The 16,818-nt window shown below is 60.1% G+C and carries 15 protein-coding genes and 1 pseudogene; 3 read left to right on the forward strand and 13 right to left on the reverse strand.

What is annotated here, in order from left to right:
• Positions 1 to 220: 220 nt before the first annotated feature.
• The 13 genes and pseudogenes from BSG08_RS18780 to BSG08_RS18840 all read right to left on the reverse strand — a co-directional run.
• Positions 221 to 400 (reverse strand): annotated as a pseudogene (locus tag BSG08_RS18780) (ISKra4 family transposase); the annotation flags it as partial.
• Positions 401 to 408: 8 nt separating this feature from the next.
• Complete coding sequence (locus BSG08_RS18785) at positions 409 to 1,905, reverse strand: aldehyde dehydrogenase family protein (protein WP_093039392.1); 1,497 nt, start codon at positions 1,903 to 1,905, stop codon at positions 409 to 411.
• Positions 1,906 to 2,010: 105 nt separating this feature from the next.
• Entirely contained in the window at positions 2,011 to 2,877 is an 867-nt protein-coding gene (locus BSG08_RS18790; RefSeq protein ID WP_175544835.1) for an alpha/beta fold hydrolase, read from the reverse strand.
• Between the two features lie 2 nt (positions 2,878 to 2,879).
• Positions 2,880 to 4,619, reverse strand: coding sequence for an ABC transporter ATP-binding protein (locus tag BSG08_RS18795; protein WP_093039378.1), 1,740 nt, complete (start codon positions 4,617 to 4,619; stop codon positions 2,880 to 2,882).
• On the reverse strand, positions 4,616 to 5,266 hold the full coding sequence (locus BSG08_RS18800) for a hypothetical protein (RefSeq protein ID WP_093039379.1): 651 nt from the start codon (positions 5,264 to 5,266) through the stop codon (positions 4,616 to 4,618). Before BSG08_RS18800 ends, BSG08_RS18795 begins: the two co-directional genes overlap by 4 nt.
• A gap of 104 nt (positions 5,267 to 5,370) precedes the next feature.
• Positions 5,371 to 7,125, reverse strand: a complete 1,755-nt coding sequence (locus BSG08_RS18805; protein ID WP_093039380.1) for a hypothetical protein — start codon at positions 7,123 to 7,125, stop codon at positions 5,371 to 5,373.
• 28 nt (positions 7,126 to 7,153) lie between these two features.
• Entirely contained in the window at positions 7,154 to 7,945 is a 792-nt protein-coding gene (locus tag BSG08_RS18810; RefSeq protein ID WP_175544836.1) for an ABC transporter permease, read from the reverse strand.
• A 9-nt stretch (positions 7,946 to 7,954) separates the two neighbouring features.
• Positions 7,955 to 8,896: an ABC transporter permease gene (locus BSG08_RS18815; protein ID WP_093039382.1), complete on the reverse strand. Its 942-nt coding sequence runs from the start codon at positions 8,894 to 8,896 to the stop codon at positions 7,955 to 7,957.
• A 7-nt stretch (positions 8,897 to 8,903) separates the two neighbouring features.
• Positions 8,904 to 10,379, reverse strand: coding sequence for an aldehyde dehydrogenase (locus BSG08_RS18820; RefSeq protein WP_093039383.1), 1,476 nt, complete (start codon positions 10,377 to 10,379; stop codon positions 8,904 to 8,906).
• 96 nt (positions 10,380 to 10,475) lie between these two features.
• On the reverse strand, positions 10,476 to 12,005 hold the full coding sequence (locus BSG08_RS18825) for an ABC transporter substrate-binding protein (protein WP_093039384.1): 1,530 nt from the start codon (positions 12,003 to 12,005) through the stop codon (positions 10,476 to 10,478).
• 52 nt (positions 12,006 to 12,057) lie between these two features.
• Entirely contained in the window at positions 12,058 to 12,699 is a 642-nt protein-coding gene (locus tag BSG08_RS18830) for an amino acid synthesis family protein (RefSeq protein ID WP_093039385.1), read from the reverse strand.
• Positions 12,696 to 13,088 carry a carboxymuconolactone decarboxylase family protein gene (locus BSG08_RS18835; protein WP_093039386.1) on the reverse strand — a complete coding sequence of 131 codons (393 nt, stop codon included), beginning with the start codon at positions 13,086 to 13,088 and terminating at the stop codon, positions 12,696 to 12,698. Before BSG08_RS18835 ends, BSG08_RS18830 begins: the two co-directional genes overlap by 4 nt.
• A complete protein-coding gene (locus BSG08_RS18840) occupies positions 13,088 to 13,885 on the reverse strand; it encodes an alpha/beta fold hydrolase (protein ID WP_175544837.1) in 798 nt (265 codons plus the stop codon). Before BSG08_RS18840 ends, BSG08_RS18835 begins: the two co-directional genes overlap by 1 nt.
• A gap of 164 nt (positions 13,886 to 14,049) precedes the next feature.
• Here BSG08_RS18840 and BSG08_RS18845 point away from each other — a divergent pair, with 164 nt between their 5' ends.
• From BSG08_RS18845 to BSG08_RS18855, 3 genes are read left to right on the forward strand one after another with little or no spacing between them, the layout of a single operon-like run.
• Complete coding sequence (locus tag BSG08_RS18845) at positions 14,050 to 14,769, forward strand: GntR family transcriptional regulator (protein WP_093039388.1); 720 nt, start codon at positions 14,050 to 14,052, stop codon at positions 14,767 to 14,769.
• Positions 14,770 to 14,771: 2 nt separating this feature from the next.
• Complete coding sequence (locus tag BSG08_RS18850; RefSeq protein ID WP_093039389.1) at positions 14,772 to 15,752, forward strand: aldo/keto reductase; 981 nt, start codon at positions 14,772 to 14,774, stop codon at positions 15,750 to 15,752.
• A 49-nt stretch (positions 15,753 to 15,801) separates the two neighbouring features.
• Entirely contained in the window at positions 15,802 to 16,458 is a 657-nt protein-coding gene (locus BSG08_RS18855) for a GntR family transcriptional regulator (RefSeq protein ID WP_175544838.1), read from the forward strand.
• The last annotated feature ends 360 nt before the right edge of the window (positions 16,459 to 16,818 follow it).

Raw genomic sequence — 16,818 nt, forward strand, 5'->3', positions numbered from 1 at the left:
GACCTGCGCCGCGACGAACGCGATCCGGTGAAGTTGCGCAGCAATGCCCGGTATCAGGACTACTTCCAGCTGCTCTGGTCCGAGTTGGATATCTAGACATCCAAAGCCGGGGTTCGATAACCTCACAAGGCTTCGACGACGGCAAAAATGGGCATCTTGTTTCAGGAAGGCAGGAGTGGACAATGGGAGATGTCACTGGGGAGTGGAAAGAATGTGGGGATCAGGCCGCTTCAAGACGACCGGCTGAAAGCCTACCATCCAAGACAACTGCTCTCACCGTCGCCACGCGGTGAGCCCCGCGCGGAGACAAGCGCATCCTCTGCTTTTTGCCCATGCGGATGTTGGCAATATCATTCACAAGGCCCTCGGCCCGGCATGTCGATACCGCTCGCCCTTGCTGCCTACAAATCACAGTGAGACGATGACTGATTTTACCTCCGTGTAGAGGTTCAAACCGTCGTGGCCCTTTTCACGGCCCCATCCTGATTGCTTGAATCCACCGGTGGGTAGTGTCGCATCGACCGATCCATGCGTGTTCACACCGATTCGACCCGCGCGAATGCGCCTAACTAGCTTATGGGCCGCGCTTATATTCTGGGTCCATACGCTTCCAGCCAACCCGAAGATAGTGTCGTTGGCCTGCTTGGCAATCTGTTCAAGGTCGTCATCGTCGAAGCGCATGACGCAGAGTACCGGGCCGAAAATTTCTTCCTGCACCACCGACATCTCTGGTCGGGTATCGACCAGAACCGTGGGTTCGATGAAGTTTCCGTCGCGGTCAAGGCGGGCGCCTCCCGTCGCGATGGAGGCCCCGGCGTCGCGACCCTGCCCGATATAACCCATGACGCGTTCGCATTGAACAGGCGAGATCAGCGGCCCCATCTGGCTGCCATCCTCCAGCCCGTGGCCCACCGTGATTTGACCGGCTTGTTGCACGATACCATCGACGATCTCGTCGAACACATTCCTGTGCGCATAGAGGCGGGAACCAGCTGTACAGACCTGGCCGCTATTGTGGAAAATCCCGCGCGCAATACCGGGGATGGCGGCAGATAGGTCGGCATCTGGCAGAACGATCACAGGTGACTTGCCACCCAGTTCGAGAGAGACACGCTTTAGATTTCCAGCCGCCGCCTTCACAATAATCCGGCCCACCTCGCTCGATCCGGTGAATGACACCTTGTCGATATCCGGATGCGCGGCGATGGCGGCGCCTGCCGTTTCACCAAAGCCCGTTATAATATTTATGACCCCCTTAGGAATGCCGGCTTCCTGTGCCAGTTCGCCAAAACGGAGTGCCGTCAAGGGCGTCTGCTCAGCCGGCTTGAGGACCACTGTGCAACCGGCGGCGAGCGCAGGCGCCACTTTCCAGGACAATATCAGCAGTGGTGCATTCCAAGGAATGATTTGCCCCACCACACCGACGGGCTCGCGCAGCGTGAATGCATGATATTCCCCCGGTGTCGAGATCGACAGGGTTTCACCGGTGATCTTCGTCGCCCAGCCGCCCATGTAGCGGAACATGTCGGCGCAGAGTGGCACGTCGGCTGCCCTAGCATTGGACAGCGGCTTGCCATTGTCGAGCACTTCTAGCTCGGCCAGCTCTTCAGCATTTTCCTCCACGAGGTCGGCGAGATTGAAGAGCAGCCGGCCACGTTCGGAGGGGGTCATGCGGCCCCATGGCCCGTCTTCGAAAGCCCGGCGCGCGGCCTTAACCGCAAGGTCGATATCTTCCGCATCCCCCTCTGGCACTTGCGCGATCACGCGACCGGTACCCGGGTCGAAACTGTCGAATACCTTACCGGAGACTGCTGGCAGCCAGTCGCCGTCGATGAACAGCCCGTGCTTCCGGGCCAGAAAGGTCGTTACCTTCTCGCTCATCTTCGTTTCGGTTGATGTGGTCATTTCGGATCCTTTCAATACCTCGTCCATGATAGCCTTTTCCGCCACTTGGGCTGTGGGGAGCCAGTTCCGACCTTCGTCACATGCTACTGCGTTAACCCGAGCCACTCACTGGGCGTTTTCCCCATCAAGAAAATCCATAAGAAGCCTATTAAAGGCGCGCGGGCGGTCGATCATAACCATGTGTGCAGCGCGCCCCAATACGTGCATGTCCGCGCTGGATAGGAGGTCCAGCAGCGCAACGCCTCGTGCCACCGGGACGGTCGCATCAGCCCCTGCCCAGATTAGTAGGGTGCGGGCCGTGATCTCTGAGAGGCTGGGGACCAGCATCTCTTCCTGCAACCGGGTATAGCTCTTGTAATCACCCTTGAAGGACGCCTCAGTAAGCCGCTCGAACTGCCCGGAATTTCGCGCAGCGCGGTAATTGCGGCGCATGACGTCCAGATAGTCCGGCGGGTTGGTGGTGCTCAGCGGGGCGATGGTGGCGATGAAGTCGTCCTCCGTCGTGCAACTGCCGGCAACGTCGTAGACGGCCGCTGCGGCCGCACTCCAATCGGCGTCCGCTTCCCCGCCCAAGCGTGGCGCGGTCGCGCCGCTGGTGACTATCACAAGTGCCTCCACCAGCCCAGGGGTCTCGATCGCGAGCCGGGTGGCGACGAAGGCACCTTCCGAATGACCGACCATCGCGCAGCGCTCAAGGCCAAGCGCCTGAAGAAAAGCCCGCACGTAGAAACAGCGTTCCATCCTCTGAACGTGGCGACCATCAGGTGCGGGTGGCGTGCCACCGAATCCGATCATGTCGGGGGCATAGACACGGAAGCGTTGCGCAAGAACGGGAAGGGTGCACATCCACGTGACCTGTGCGTCGATTCCAAGGGATGACCCGTGCAGCAGCACCACGGGACGGCCCTCTCCGGCAACGAGGTAGCGGGTCGTGATGCCGCCCGCTTCCAGGAACTCGGCGTGGACCTCCACGCTCACTCTGCGACCAGGTGGTCCGGTCCGACGCTGCGATAGTTGCGTCGGGGTGGCAAGTAGTCCAGCGGGCGGATCGGTGACGGCAATTCGGTGACGGGTGCCCCGATCGTGCGGTGGCGGTTCTCAATCGGTTCCGCTGCCGGAACGGCCTGCATCAGGCGTTGAGTGTAGGAATGACGCGGGTTGCCAATCACCTCGGCGCGCGGGCCGATCTCGACAATCTCGCCGAGGTACATTACCGCAACTCGATGACTCACGCTCTCCACGATTGCCATGTCATGGCTGATAAAGAGGTAGGATAGCCCCATTTCCTCCTGCAAATCTATGAGAAGGTCGATCACCTGACGCTTCACCGATACATCCAGTGCTGAGACGGCCTCGTCGGCGATGACGACCTTTGGGTCGAGCATGAGCGCGCGTGCGATACAGATGCGCTGCCGCTGCCCACCGGAAAACTCGTGCGGCAGGCGGGAAATCATCCCGGCCTCCAGTCCGACGCGCTCGAGCAGATACTCGGCCTTTTCCTTTGCCTCCGCTTTGCTTGCTAGCCCATGACAGAGAAGAGGCTCAGCAAGCGTTGCCCCGATACGTTGCTTGGGATCAAGCGAACCGAATGGATCCTGGAACACCATCTGCACGTTGCGGCGCAGGTGTGACAGGTCCGCCGCGCTGTTTGGGTCGATCCGCTTTCCATCGAACTTAACCTCGCCGCTATCGGGCGGATTGAGGTAAAGCAGGCTTCGGCCGGTGGTCGACTTCCCGCAACCCGACTCGCCCACGAAGGACAACGTCTCGCCGGGGTAAATCTCGAAATCGAGTCCTTCCACGGCATGGACCCGGCCAACCTTGAGGTTGAAATAACCGCCCTTCACATCGAAGCGTGTCACGAGGTTGCGGACTTCGAGGATCGGTTTTCTGTCGTAGCTTGCACCGGTATTAGGGCCGGTCCCCCGCCCGAGCCTCGGCACCGCGTCGATCAGCATCCGAGTGTAAGGATGACTCGGCTTATGGAAGATGTCGTGGACGCTGCCCGTCTCCACGGTCTCACCCTCACGCATGACCATCACACGGTCGGCCATGTTGGCAACAACCCCCATATCGTGCGTGATGAAGAGGATGGCCGTGCCCGTCTCGCGCTGAACATCATTCAGGAGGTCGAGGATCTGCGCCTGGATTGTAACGTCGAGTGCGGTCGTCGGCTCGTCGGCGATAAGAAGCTTGGGCGAGCACGCGAGGGCAATGGCGATCATGATGCGCTGGCGCATCCCGCCAGAAAACATGTGGGGATAGTCATCGAACCTTCGGGACGCGTCCGGTATGCGTACGCGTTCGAAGAGGCGGATTCCCTCCTTGCGCGCCTCGGCATCGCTAAGAGGCAAGTGCTGGCGCAGCATCTCTTTTATCTGTGTTCCAACCCGAAGCACGGGGTTGAGGCTCATCATCGGTTCTTGGAAGATCATACTAACCGTCTGGCCACGCATCCGGCGCAGCCGACGTTCCGATGCGCCGACGACTTCCTGGCCATCGAGACGGATCGAACCGCCAACTCTCGCCTCCGGCGGCAGCAGGCCCATGACCGCCATCGCCGTAACGCTCTTGCCCGAGCCGCTTTCGCCGACGACAGCGAGGGTTTCACCGGCACGGATTTTGAAACCGATATTGTGGACAACCTCGGTTTTGCCAAAAGCAATGGTCAGCCGGTCCATCTCGACAACGGGTTCGTCAGCCGCGCGGGTCATGAAGTCACCGTCGATCTCGGCGTAAAACCCGCCTGCGCGCGCGATCGCTCGGAAGTTGGCGCCCAGGTAATCATTTCAAGCCCGTAGAGCGCCTTCAGGGTGCGCGCAAAAACCGGTATGCCCTCGGAATTTGCCTTGGCGACAGCCTCGGAGACATCCGCGCCGGGTGTGGCTAAGGCGAGTTTTACCGGTTGCTCCGTCGCAACGAATACACAACCACGGGGCGTATTAGCCTGCCGTATGCGGTCGGCGAGCCCGGCATGACCAACGCCGCCTACCAGCGCCTCACAGTCTTGGCCTTCGTATAGCCGCAGCCCGGTGCCGCTTGGCGTGGCTACCAGCCAGCCCCCGCCTTGCGAATTCGGCCGCACCGCCACGGCAGTCAGCCCGTAATCAGCGCCGGTCAGAAGAACCGCTGACAGCACTTCTGGGTCGGTCCCGTCTATGACTTCGGCAGAGACCACGGCTGCTTCATTTGAGTGAGCAGCAAGATAGTCCATGATGACCGCGCCCGTCTCGAAGAGTGAGCATCCGTTCGCCTCGACCTTCAGACTGTCAGCCTCGTAAAAGAACCGCACGCCTTCCTCCGGCCGTTTTCTTGCCTCCGCAATCCGGTCCAGTACTGCAGGATCAAGCGTGGCGGCCATGGCCACGAGCCTTGCGGCGCGGTCTGCGGTTCCAAATGGGTATCCAAGTGCGCGAAGCGACCAAGGCAGAACGCGCGTGAGTTCTCCAACTGCGACAGTGAGCTTCAAACCTGCACCTCTTTTTGCGTGGAAACCTGCGTTGTCTGCGGTGCCGTCTTTTCCGAGAGATCCTGCGGAAGCGGTTCCGCCTGGAAAAACGTGCCGCGGACGTATCTTATGCTTAGCGGCGTGGCCCCGCGCATCCCGAGGCAGGCGTGATAAAACCTGATGAGATCCGCAGGGATGAAATCCTTGTGCGCGACGCTGTCGCGTATCTCAGCGTAGGGGATGCCGTCGAGATATTGCACGCGCGATATCGCGTAATGCAGATCTGGGTGATCGAGCACCACGTCGCCCATCCGCGCGTCGTCGCCGTAGGCCGTGAGAACGGAGGCGAGACGCTGCACGAGACCGATATGGTCGATAAAGGATTCGAATTCCTCGTGCGGATCAATGACCCGCTCGCCGCGCCGTTGTTCGCCGTTGTCCTCGGAGTGGTACCAGAAGCACTGGTGCGTGGAGACGAGCGTCCGGTCGTATTCTAGCGCCCATGTGTAGTTTCGCCGAAGGATTCCGCGCAGAACGGCAACGGACATGCGCGGGTCGAAATCACGCCTTCGTATGGAGCCGGACCGCAGCCACGGAGCGATAGCGTCGCAAAACTCCGGTTCCAGGTCGATCAGCAGGCTGTTGAACTGCTCACGAGTCTCACCGTCAAAAGTGGCGGCGACCTTTTTCGCAAACTCGTTCCAACTGCTGGCATCCGCGTCGTCCAACCACCTGTCTATGGCCTCGAGATTGGCGATGATCTCCTCGTTGGGCGTGACGTAATCCTCAACCTGCGGATCACTCGCTTTGTAGATGTCAATCGTGTGTACAATCGCTGCATGCATTCTGCTTCGGGCGTTGGCGGTGATGGCGCGGTTTTTTGTAAACGCGAGGGCAAGTTCACGCACGACGACCCAAGTCGCCACCCAGTGCGGCCATCTTTGCAGGGCAACACACATGCCCTGACCGGAGGAATTCCCGATGCCGAGATTGCGCGCGATCGAGCGATCGAGTTGTGCGGCATCCGGGTTGCGGCGCCGCGCGATGGCGTTGACCAGGTCGATCGAGAAGATACGCACGAGGTAGATCGCAAACATATCGGCGTAAAATGGATGGCTCAGCGGGTGGTCCCGCGGGATACCGTGAAACGAGACCGAGCCGTTTCGTCCGCTGGATTGGAAACCGCCATTGCGCATCAAGTAGGCGAGGTCTGCTTCCGGTTGCTTGCCCGCCGCGAGGGAGTCTACCACGGTATCGAAATGACGGCTGCTGCGGTTGGCGGGTGTCCAGCCGATGACTTCAGCCGTAGTGCGCATGTCCCCTTCCGATTTAACGTCAAACGTCGCGAATTCCCTCTCGATCCGTTCTTCGCTCGCCTCGCCAACGAAGAGGGCGCCGAACATGTCACGCAAGGCACCGTCCGCACGGCGGCCAACCTTCTCGATCCCGTCCCATGGATAGGCTCGTGCGATATACGTCATTCGGCGGCCTTCCGCTTCAACGTTATAGACGAATTTACCCGAACCGTCGGCGTGCACTTCGCTCCTGGCGAGTATGATCCGCCAATTGCGCTCCACCATCCGGCGACTGAACATGTCGGCAAAACTCAGACGCGAGGCCTTGAAGCACTTAAGAGACTCCACTCGCATGAGTTCGTCCGCGGGCCGCATCATTCCTTGCACCCGCTCGGCCTGCTCCTTGCCTCCCGCAGCTTCGGTCAGGCGTTCCTGCAGAAATGGCGGAAGATCCGTTTCTGATGCGGTCTTGGACATTGGCAAATTCCCCTTGAAGCTCCTTAAGTCAGTCATCTTCATTCATGCTCGACCCGATGAGATAGAATGTCAGGACAGTCAGGGCGACTGCGACGCCGGGCGCGAGGCTGATGGCCGGTCGAATCGGCAGGAACATCGAACCGTCACGCACCATGCCACCCCAGTCTGGCGCGGGGGGCGGCACGCCCAATCCAAGGAAACTCAGACTCGCAGAAGTGAAGATAGCCAGTGAGACGTTGATAGCGAACTGCGCCCAGACGACCCGCATTGTATTCGGCATGATGTGCTTGCGGATAATCCAGGACGAACTCGCCCCCGTTGCGCGCGCAGCCTCCACATAGAGCGTCTCTCGCACCACAAAGACCTGCCCCCGTATAAGACGCGCAACGGTGGGTGCCGTGACGACGCCGAGCGTGACCGATAGGTTGGTGACGGACGGTCCCAACATGGCCGTGATGATGAGGGCCAAGACAAGCGCGGGCAGGGCGATAAAGATGTCGATAACCTGTACCAAGAAGAAGTCGATCCGTCCGCGGAAGAAGCCCGCCGCGAGGCCGATCGGTGCCCCGAGCAGCACGGCCACCACCGCGGCTGCGACGCCCACCTGCAGAGATACGCGCGTCCCCCATATAATGCGGGAGAACACATCGCGGCCAAGCTGGTCTGTTCCGAGAATGTGTTCGGCGCTGGGGACGGCCAGAACTGATGTCGTCGTCTGGATCGGCGAATAGGGGGCGATCCAGGGTGCGAAAAGCGCCGAGGCAGTCACCAGCACAAGAAGCGTCAACCCGAGGATCAGACGTACGGAGAAACGTTTCATCGCCATCTCCTATCCAGCCGTCCGAACCAGCGGGTTGATGAGCGAGTAAGTTATGTCCGCCAGGAGGTTCAGTAGCATGACGCCCACGATAATGACCATTCCAACCGCTAGCATCACGGGAAAATCCCGGGCGGAGATGGCATTGACGAGGAGGCGGCCCATGCCGGGCATCGAGAATACCGTCTCAGTTACCACGGCCCCACCGACCAACTGCCCGAGTGAGAGACCGGCGTAGGTGACCAGAGGCAGGACACTATTGGGAAGGATATGTCGGTAGGAGATCCGGCTCTCGCTTAAACCCTTGGCGCGTGCGGCCCGAATAAAGAGGTTATTCTCAACCGACTTGTATTCTGCCTTATAAACGAGACTGAAGGAGCTGAAATAGAAGGTCGTGAGAGTCACCACCGGCAGGATCATGTGCAGCAGGTGCTTGCCCGCGCCATTCTCCCAGGGCGACCAGCCCGTGGTCGGCAAAAGCCGGAGCTGTACTGAGAACAGATAGATCAGAAGCAGACCGAGAAAGAAGTTCGGCACTGTGATCCCCACGACGCTGACCGCTGCCACGACCCTGTCCACGAAGCCTTTCAAAAACGTAGCAGAGTTGATGAGTGCCGCGCCGAAGAAGGCAAATAAGATCGCCCAGAGCGCTAGCTCCATGGTCAGCGGCAAGGCATTCGCGATCATCTCGGCCACGGGCTGCTGGGTCGAATAGCTGCGTCCGAAGTCTCCGGAAAGCGCATCCGTAACCCAAGCCCAATAACGCATCAGCAACGGCTCATCGAACCCCAGTTTCGCGTTAAGTTCTGCGATGCTCTCGGGCGATGCGTCCTCGCCGAGCATAATGGCCGCAGGCGTTCCCAGGAACGACGTGGTCGCCGCGAAGAGCAAGAAGGTGAGAATGATCACGTTTGGGATCATGATGGCGATGCGGGAAGCGATAAGCGCAATCATAACGACATCACCGCATTACAAAGGGATCAGCGACCGGGGCGCCCGAGAGATCCGCAAAGATCGCCTTGGTCTGGGTGTAGTCGTGGATGGCTTCGATCCCGCCTTCCCGGCCGTACCCGCTGTTTCCGGAACCACCGAAGGGCATGGCGTAGTTCGTCACGCGGTAGGTATTGATCCAGAAGCGCCCAGCTGGGATCGCTCGCGCCGTGCGGTACGCCTTGCCGAAATCCCGGCTGAAGACACCGCCGGCGAAGGCGTAGTCGCTGTCGCGTGCCAGCCGGATGGCTTCCTCCTCGTCCCTGAAGCGCAGGACGCTCAGTACGGGTCCAAAGAGTTCGTTTCGCACCATGGGATAGTCCTGCCCATCGCATGCGACGATGGTAGGCTCGAAGAACCAGCCCTTGTCACGGCCTGCCCGCCCCCCGCCGCTTAGTACCTTAGCCCCCGCATCAACGGACTCTGTGAGCAGCCTTTCAATCAGGTCGCGTTGGCGACGTGTGGCCAGTGGGCCCATTTGTGTGTCATCCGCCATGGGATCACCCACTACGATATCCCCAGCTCGGACAACGAGATGATCGATTACATCGTCATAGACTCCGTCCTGGAGCAGCAACCGGGAGCCCGCCGCGCAGCTTTGACCGCTGGCTGCAAAAATTGCCGACGTGACGCCGTTCACGACATTGTCCATATCCGCGTCGTCGTAGACGACGACGGGTGATTTGCCGCCGAGCTCGAGCGAGAGCATGGCGATGTTCTCGACCGAGGCTGAGATAACCTTGCGGGCCGTCTCAACGCCGCCGGTGAAGCTGACGCGGCGCACCAGCGGATGCGACACCAGCGTCTGCCCGCAAGGATTGCCACCGCCGGTGACGACGTTGAATACCCCCTCAGGCAGCCCTGCGGCATGCATGACGCGGGCGAACTCGACGATGGCCGCCGCCGCCTCCTCCGAAGGCTTTAGAACGATAGTATTTCCAGCGGCGAGTGCTGGGGCGATTTTGAAGGCGGCAAGGTGGAGCTGCGAATTCCAAGGCACGATCGCGCCCACCACCCCGAGCGGCTCTCGCACGATCATCGACAGCGGTTGGTTCGGCCCTACCGGCGGCAGACTACCTTCGACTTTGTCGGCAAGTCCACCATAGTAATCGTAAATTTCCGCAAGATTGCCGGCCTGCCATCTCGTCTCGCGCAGGAGCTTACCGGTATCGGTGGTTTCCGCCACGGACAGTTCGGGGCCAACCTTCTCAAGTTCATGGGCGATCCGCTTGAGTGCCCTGCCCCGCTCCCGCGCGCTGGTGCGCGACCAAGGCCCCTCAGTGAAGGCCTGGTGCGCGGCCTTGACGGCGCGATCCACGTCCTTCGCGGTCGCTTCCGGAAAGCTCGCCCAAACCTCTTCGGTGGCCGGGTTGACAGAGTCGAAGCGCTGACCATCACCCGCATCGCAGAAGGCGCCAGCGATATACATCTGGTAGTTCTTGGTCATGGATATCCTGAAGTATTTGCCTCGGGTTGCGGCCACGCACGGCGCGGAGCCTCTGGAGTCCTGGGGCCGCCGCGGAAGGCGGCCCCCGTCTTTGCCTTATTCTTCCTTCCAGAAGAAGCGGTAGCGCGGGATCAGGTCCGGCATCGGCGTGTAGCCGTGCACTTCCGTGCGCAGGGCGCTGAATTCGCGCGAGAACCCGATGGGCATGTACGGCAGATCTTCGGAAATCTGGCGCTGCACCTTGTTGTATAGCTCCTGGCGCTTCTCCTGATCGGTGAGAACTCGTGCCTCGTAGATCCACTCGTCAACCTGCTCGTTGCTGTATTTCGAGCTGTTGGCCGTGCCATCAGAGGCAAAGAGATATTGGATCAACCCATCCGGATCGGCCCGCTGGGTCCAGCGCATCGGGGTGAAGCGGATTTCGCCGGCCACAGTCTTGGCGTAGTATTCGCTCTGCGGAACTGGCTCCAGCTTTACATCAAGGCCGATGGCGTTGAGGTCTTCGTGCGCAAGCTCAGCGAGCCGACGCAGCGCATCGCCACTTGGCGCAGCCAGCTGAAGCTCCGTACCCACTAGCCCTGCCTCTTCTAGGATCTGGCGGGCCTTGTCGGGGTCGTACTCGTAATGCTTGAGGTCAGTGGGCGTCCACCACAGCCCCTCCGGAACGAACCCGTCCGAGACCGAGCCCTGACCTTCCCAAAGGATTTCGTTGATCCGGTCGCGGTTCAGCGCATGCGCCACAGCGCGACGCAGGTCGGGGTTGCTGTAAGGCTCTGAATCCCACTTCCACTGCAACGAATACCACAGGCCGCCTGCCGAGGGCACCAGCTTGATATCTGGGCTGGCCTCGGCCAGCTTGGTGTCGAGCGGCGTCAACTGGCCGATGTAATCCAGCTCGCCGATTGTCATCCGCTGGATACCGACCACGTTCGACGGAATGTCGTGGAATGTCACCGCGTCGAGATACGGCATGTCATCCTGCCAGAAATCCTCGTAACGGCTGACAGTGAGGGTCGCGCCGCGCGTCCATTCGTCGAGCTTGAATGGGCCGGTTCCGACCGGGTGGGACCCAATATCCTCGCCATACTTCTCCGCCGCGGCGGGAGAGGCCATGAGGCCTGCCCGGTCGGCGAAAAGCGAAAGGAGAGGTGGATAGGGCGAGGACAAGTTGATTGCGACGGTCAGGTCGTCCACGACCTCCACGCTGTCTATGACACCCTCGAGCTGTCGGCGCTGGGAGGAGTTCCCTTCCGGGTCGAGCCGGGTGTCAAGGTTCCACTTGACGGCTTCCGCGTTGAAGGGCGTGCCGTCGTGGAACCGGACGCCGCTCCGCAGGTTAAGGATGACGCGCGCGCCGTCGTTCTCGAACTCCCAGCTCTCTGCGAGGCCCGGTTTCAGGGAAAAATCCGGGTTGAGATCGACGAGGCGGTCGAACATCAAAAACAGCACCTGCCGCTCCGTCCACTGCGTCGATTCCAGCGGGTTCATGGTGCGCAGGTCACTGATGAAGCCCACGTTCAGAGTTCCGCCAGAGACCGGGGCGCCTTCTTCCGCGAGACTGCCGGTGGCAAGGCCGGCAGTGAGAACGAGTCCGCTGGCTGCGGACAAGAGTTGCCTTCTGTTCATTTTCTTTCCTCCAGTTGGTTATTCGTTTGATCTGTCGACAGTTTGCTGCCGGTTATTGGCCCTCGGCGGGCGGATCTTCCGATGTTTCCAAGGGCCGACCTGCCTGATCGACTCCCATCAGTTTCATGTCGTTGAACCGGTCCCCGATCCTATGGTGGGGGCGTCCTCCGCTGGCCGCACCTATGGCGACCACGATCTCGTCATGGGCCGGCGCATCCGGGATCGAGAACTCCAACGTCAGAAAATGGGCGCGGCTGCCTTTGCTTTCCGCCTCCTTGTGGGTCATCGGAATGGTGATCGCCGTCCCGGCGCCAGCGCGCTTGTTCGTGAAAGGCAGAAAGGAATCCGCCCTTGAGGCAATCCGGAAGGCGTTGCCAAAATGCAGAGTATGGATGAGGCCAGCTGCGTGCTCCACCTCTCCCGATGTGCCGGTGATCGCGCACTTTCCGAAAGCCTCGATGGTATCTGGACCACCCATCTGCCCCAAGACGCGCGGCACGAGAATGTCCGCAAGCACCTTTGCATGTGCCAGAATCTGTGGTTGCAGATCCTCAACGAAATCCATGGCCGCCCACGGGTTCTTGATGACGGCGGCGCAGGCCACCATCCGCAGAGGTTTTTCGGCGCCCCGGCCACCCTCGACCAAGGTGTCTTCCACGCAGTCCACAACTTTCCGAACAACGGGTTCTTTCACGCCTCGCCCTCCACTTCATCCAGTTCCGCAAAGACGCGATTGGCGATTCGGTGGCATTCGACACCGGCGGGAATGCCGCAATAGATCGTCAGATGCGTGATCAGGGCTTTTAGTTCGCCTCGGCTTACCCCGTTGCGCACGGCGCCGCGCAGGTGTAGTTCCCATTCGTGCATACGGTTGAGCGCCGCGATCATCACGATGTTGAGCATGCTACGGGTGCGAGCATCGAGAGTATCGTCGCCCCAGCCGAGTCCCCAACAGTATTCAGTTACGATGGACTGGAAGTCGGCTGAAAATTCGGTCGCGTCGCTGAGCGACCGCTCGACATATTCGGCACCCAGCGTGGCTTTGCGCCGCTCAAGCCCCCGGTCAAATAGCTGTTTGTCCATTATCCCCTCCGTTGGTTCCACTGGCTGCGCTGTAGAAATTCGCGCACGTGCCCAGCGACTACGTCCGACGCCTCAACCAGCACGCTGTGCTTCAGGCCGGGCAAAATAATCAATTCCGACCTGGGAATGAGCTCGTGCATGTCGCGCGCCATACGCGTGTTCGAGCCCTGATCGAACTCGCCCGTCATGACCAGAACCGGCCGGTCGATACGGTGCAGCGTGTCAATCAGCTCCGTCGTCCCGAAGACACGGTAGGCTTCGAGGTACGAATCCAAGTGGACGGATTTCAATTCCGCGATTCGATTTTCGATCACCTCTGGGTGGCGTCTGGCGAACTCCTCTGTGAACCACCGATCGGCGGCGGCGCCGGTGATTGCATCCATGCCGCCATCACGAATCAGGTCCAGCCGCGCTACGACCTTGCCCCTTTCCTCCTCGGTGCGCCCGGCCACGGCGGATAGAATGACAATTCGGTCGAATCGGTCTGTGTTGTCCGTCGCAAGCTTCTGGGCGATCAGGCCGCCTAGTGAAAATCCCACCAGATGCGCACGCTCTACGCCCGCAGCATCCATAACTGCGATGATGTCAGCGGCGAACTTTTCAACAGAGTAGGGCCCATCTATCGGAAGGGAACTGCCGTGCCCCCGCAGGTCCGGCCGGATGATCTTGAAGGCATCTTCGAGTTCAGCGCTCACGGCATCCCAGCTTCCGAGGTTGGCCCCAACGCCGTGGATCAGCACAAGCGGCACTCCTTGGCCGCTGACCTCGAAATTGATGGTGCCGTCTTCCGTTTTCATTCTTGGACTCATTGCTGGTTGGCACTTCGGTTGATTATTGGTATACCAACATACAATACGATGGTCAACCGGTCTGGAGTCCTGAGAGTGTGAGGCAATCTGAATTGGATAAAGTGTCTTGGCATGCCCCACGGCAGCCGGAGACCAGTCAAGAAGGACCGCCAATGGAAAAGCGAAGTGAAATTGTCGACTGGTCTTTGGAGGAAACGCCCAGCCTCAGCGCACAGGCTGCAAATGTATTGCGAGAGGCGATCCTGAACGAAGTGTTCAAGCCGGGCGAGAAACTTGTTGAACGCACTCTTGCGGATCAGACAGGCGTCAGCCGTACAAGCATCCGGGAAGCTCTCAGCAAGTTGCAGGCCGAGGGACTTATCACGCGGGTTCAGGGCCGCGGCATGCATGTCAGCCAGCTCTCTGAAAGCGAGGCGCGCGCCATCTACGAAGCCCGTGCAATCCTCGAATCGGCGATGGCGAGGATGTTCGCCGAACGCGCCGGCGATGCGGACTTGGCCGCCTTGGACAGGGCAGTTGACCAGGCGGAACGGTCGGATCATCCGGAAAATGCGCGAGAACACGCTCGCGATCTTGACGAGGTCTTTCAGGTCATCACCCGGGGCGCCGGAAACGACGTAACGGGCCAGATGGCCTCCGTCTTGCGCACACGGGTCACCTACCTGCGAACGATTACCTCCCGCGTGGCATCAGCCGATCGCCGTATCGAGTCAATGAGGTTGCTTCGAGAAATTCGCGAAGCGCTGAAAGCGCGCGAGGCGATCAGGGCCGAGGAACTGATCCGCAGTTATGTGGAACGCTCCGCGGCTTTTGCGGTGGACGTCCTCAAAACCCTAAACAACAACGAAACGAAACCCGGCAAGGAAGGTTAAGCATGGAATACGTTCGATTAGGCCGCAGCAATGTGAAAGTTTCGCGTCTGTGCCTCGGCGCGATGGGCTTCGGATCAACGACTTGGCGGGAGTGGGTTCTGGACGAGGCAGCATCCGAACCCATCATCGATCGCGCCATCGAACACGGCATCAATTTCTTCGACACGTGCGATTTCTACTCGGCCGGCGAAAGCGAGCGCATTCTCGGGAAACTTCTTGTGGGCAAGCACCCGCGGGACAGCTTCGTGTTGGCGACCAAGGCCGGCAACCCGATGGCATCGCACCCTAATGGGCGAGGATATTCCCGCAAGCACCTCTTCAACGCGATCGATCAGTCACTCGCCCGGCTGCGCACCGATCACGTCGACCTCTTCCAGACCCATATCTGGAACGCGGATACCGATCTGGAGGAACTCGTGGACACGATGGGCGCCATTGTGGAGGCCGGTAAGGCGCGCTACGTGGGGGTTACGACGATGCCGGCTTGGACGCTGGCCGTCTGCCGGACTCACGCAGAGCGCCGCCAGTCGGCCAAGTTCGTTTCCATGCAATGCGAGTACAACCCCGCGCATCGCGAATGCGAGCGCGAGCTGATGCCCTATTGTCTGTATGACAATGTCGCGTTGATCCCGTTCAGCCCGATGGCCCGCGGCTTTCTCTCCGCCAACCGGCAGGGCGGAAGAAACCCCACCTCGCGCACCAACACCGACGACTACACCCACAAATACTACTACCGCGACGGTGATTTCGCTGTTCAGGCGGTACTGTCCGGGATTGCTGAACGGCATGGCTGCAGTCCTTCGCAGGTGGCGCTGGCATGGACGCTATCGCGACCCGGTATGACCGCTCCGATATTCGGCGCGACATCGATACAGCACGTGGATGAAGCAGTCGGGTCGCTCGATCTGTCATTGTCGGAAGGCGAACTGTCGGAGATAAATGCCGCCTACGTGCCGCGAGGCTTCAATTCGGCCGGCCACTAGGGTAATCACCGGAACCGACCACGGGGAAAAAGAGGAAAGGCGCACAAGTATGGAAAGCCTCAGGGTCAACGCATCGCCGACGCTCAGAAAGCAGGTCGCAGACACTCTTCGCGCGGCTATCGCACGCGGGGAGCTGCAGCCGGGCGAACGGCTGGTCGAGCGTGTCCTGTGCGAACGCATCGGCGTGTCCCGGACTTCTCTACGGGAAGCGCTGCGTGAGCTCGAGAACGAGGGCATTGTGACAAACTTGCCGAACCGGGGCCTTATCATCGCTCAGCTCGATGCCAGGATCGCTAAGCATGTATTCGACGTGAGGGCTTCCCTTGAGGGACTTATTAGCCGACTTTTTTGCGAGAATGCGACGGATGCGCAGATTGCAGCTTGCCGCGCTGCCTTCGAAGACGTGAAGCGGGCATATGCGAAGGATGCTTCTCAAAGTCCGATCGACGCCAAAACGCGGTTCTACGATGTGCTGATGGAAGGCGCGGACAACCCAGAGGCTGAACGAATGCTCCGAAGCATCCACATTCGCGTCTCGCAGTTGCGCGCGCTCTCCCTTTCGAGTTCCGAGCGGCGGCAGACATCGCTTAAGGAACTTTCCTCTCTAGTGGAGGCCATCTGCGCGCGGGACTGTGCATTGGCAGAGAACCTAAGCCGCGATCACGTCAATAAAGCCGCGATGGCTGCACTGTCACGGATCGAGTGAGTGGTGAGTTCGACACGTTGACAGGGCGCACCGAACAGTTGCCATCCGCGAATGTCTGGAATGGCCGCCTTGACCAACTCCGAGCGCTGGCTGAATCCTCAAGCTTTACATGTTCGTGGCCATAGCCGGCCTCCTCTGTGGTGTGGTTCGCAAAACCACCATAGTGATCCGAGATCCGGTTATGGCCGCCTGCTGCGCAATTTTGGAGGCTGCGCAGGCGGCCATAACCTTCAAAAGCGCGTCATTCCCAACATGCTACGGCATCCAGCGTAACGCTCCGGCGGGGGCCGTCTGACTTCGGCTACGATCCGATAGTAAGTCCGACGTTATGTCCGACTTTATCAACCGCCCTCAAATCGA

It is taken from the genome of Roseovarius azorensis, assembly GCF_900109455.1.
In the GTDB taxonomy this organism is placed as follows: Bacteria; Pseudomonadota; Alphaproteobacteria; order Rhodobacterales; family Rhodobacteraceae; genus Roseovarius; species Roseovarius azorensis.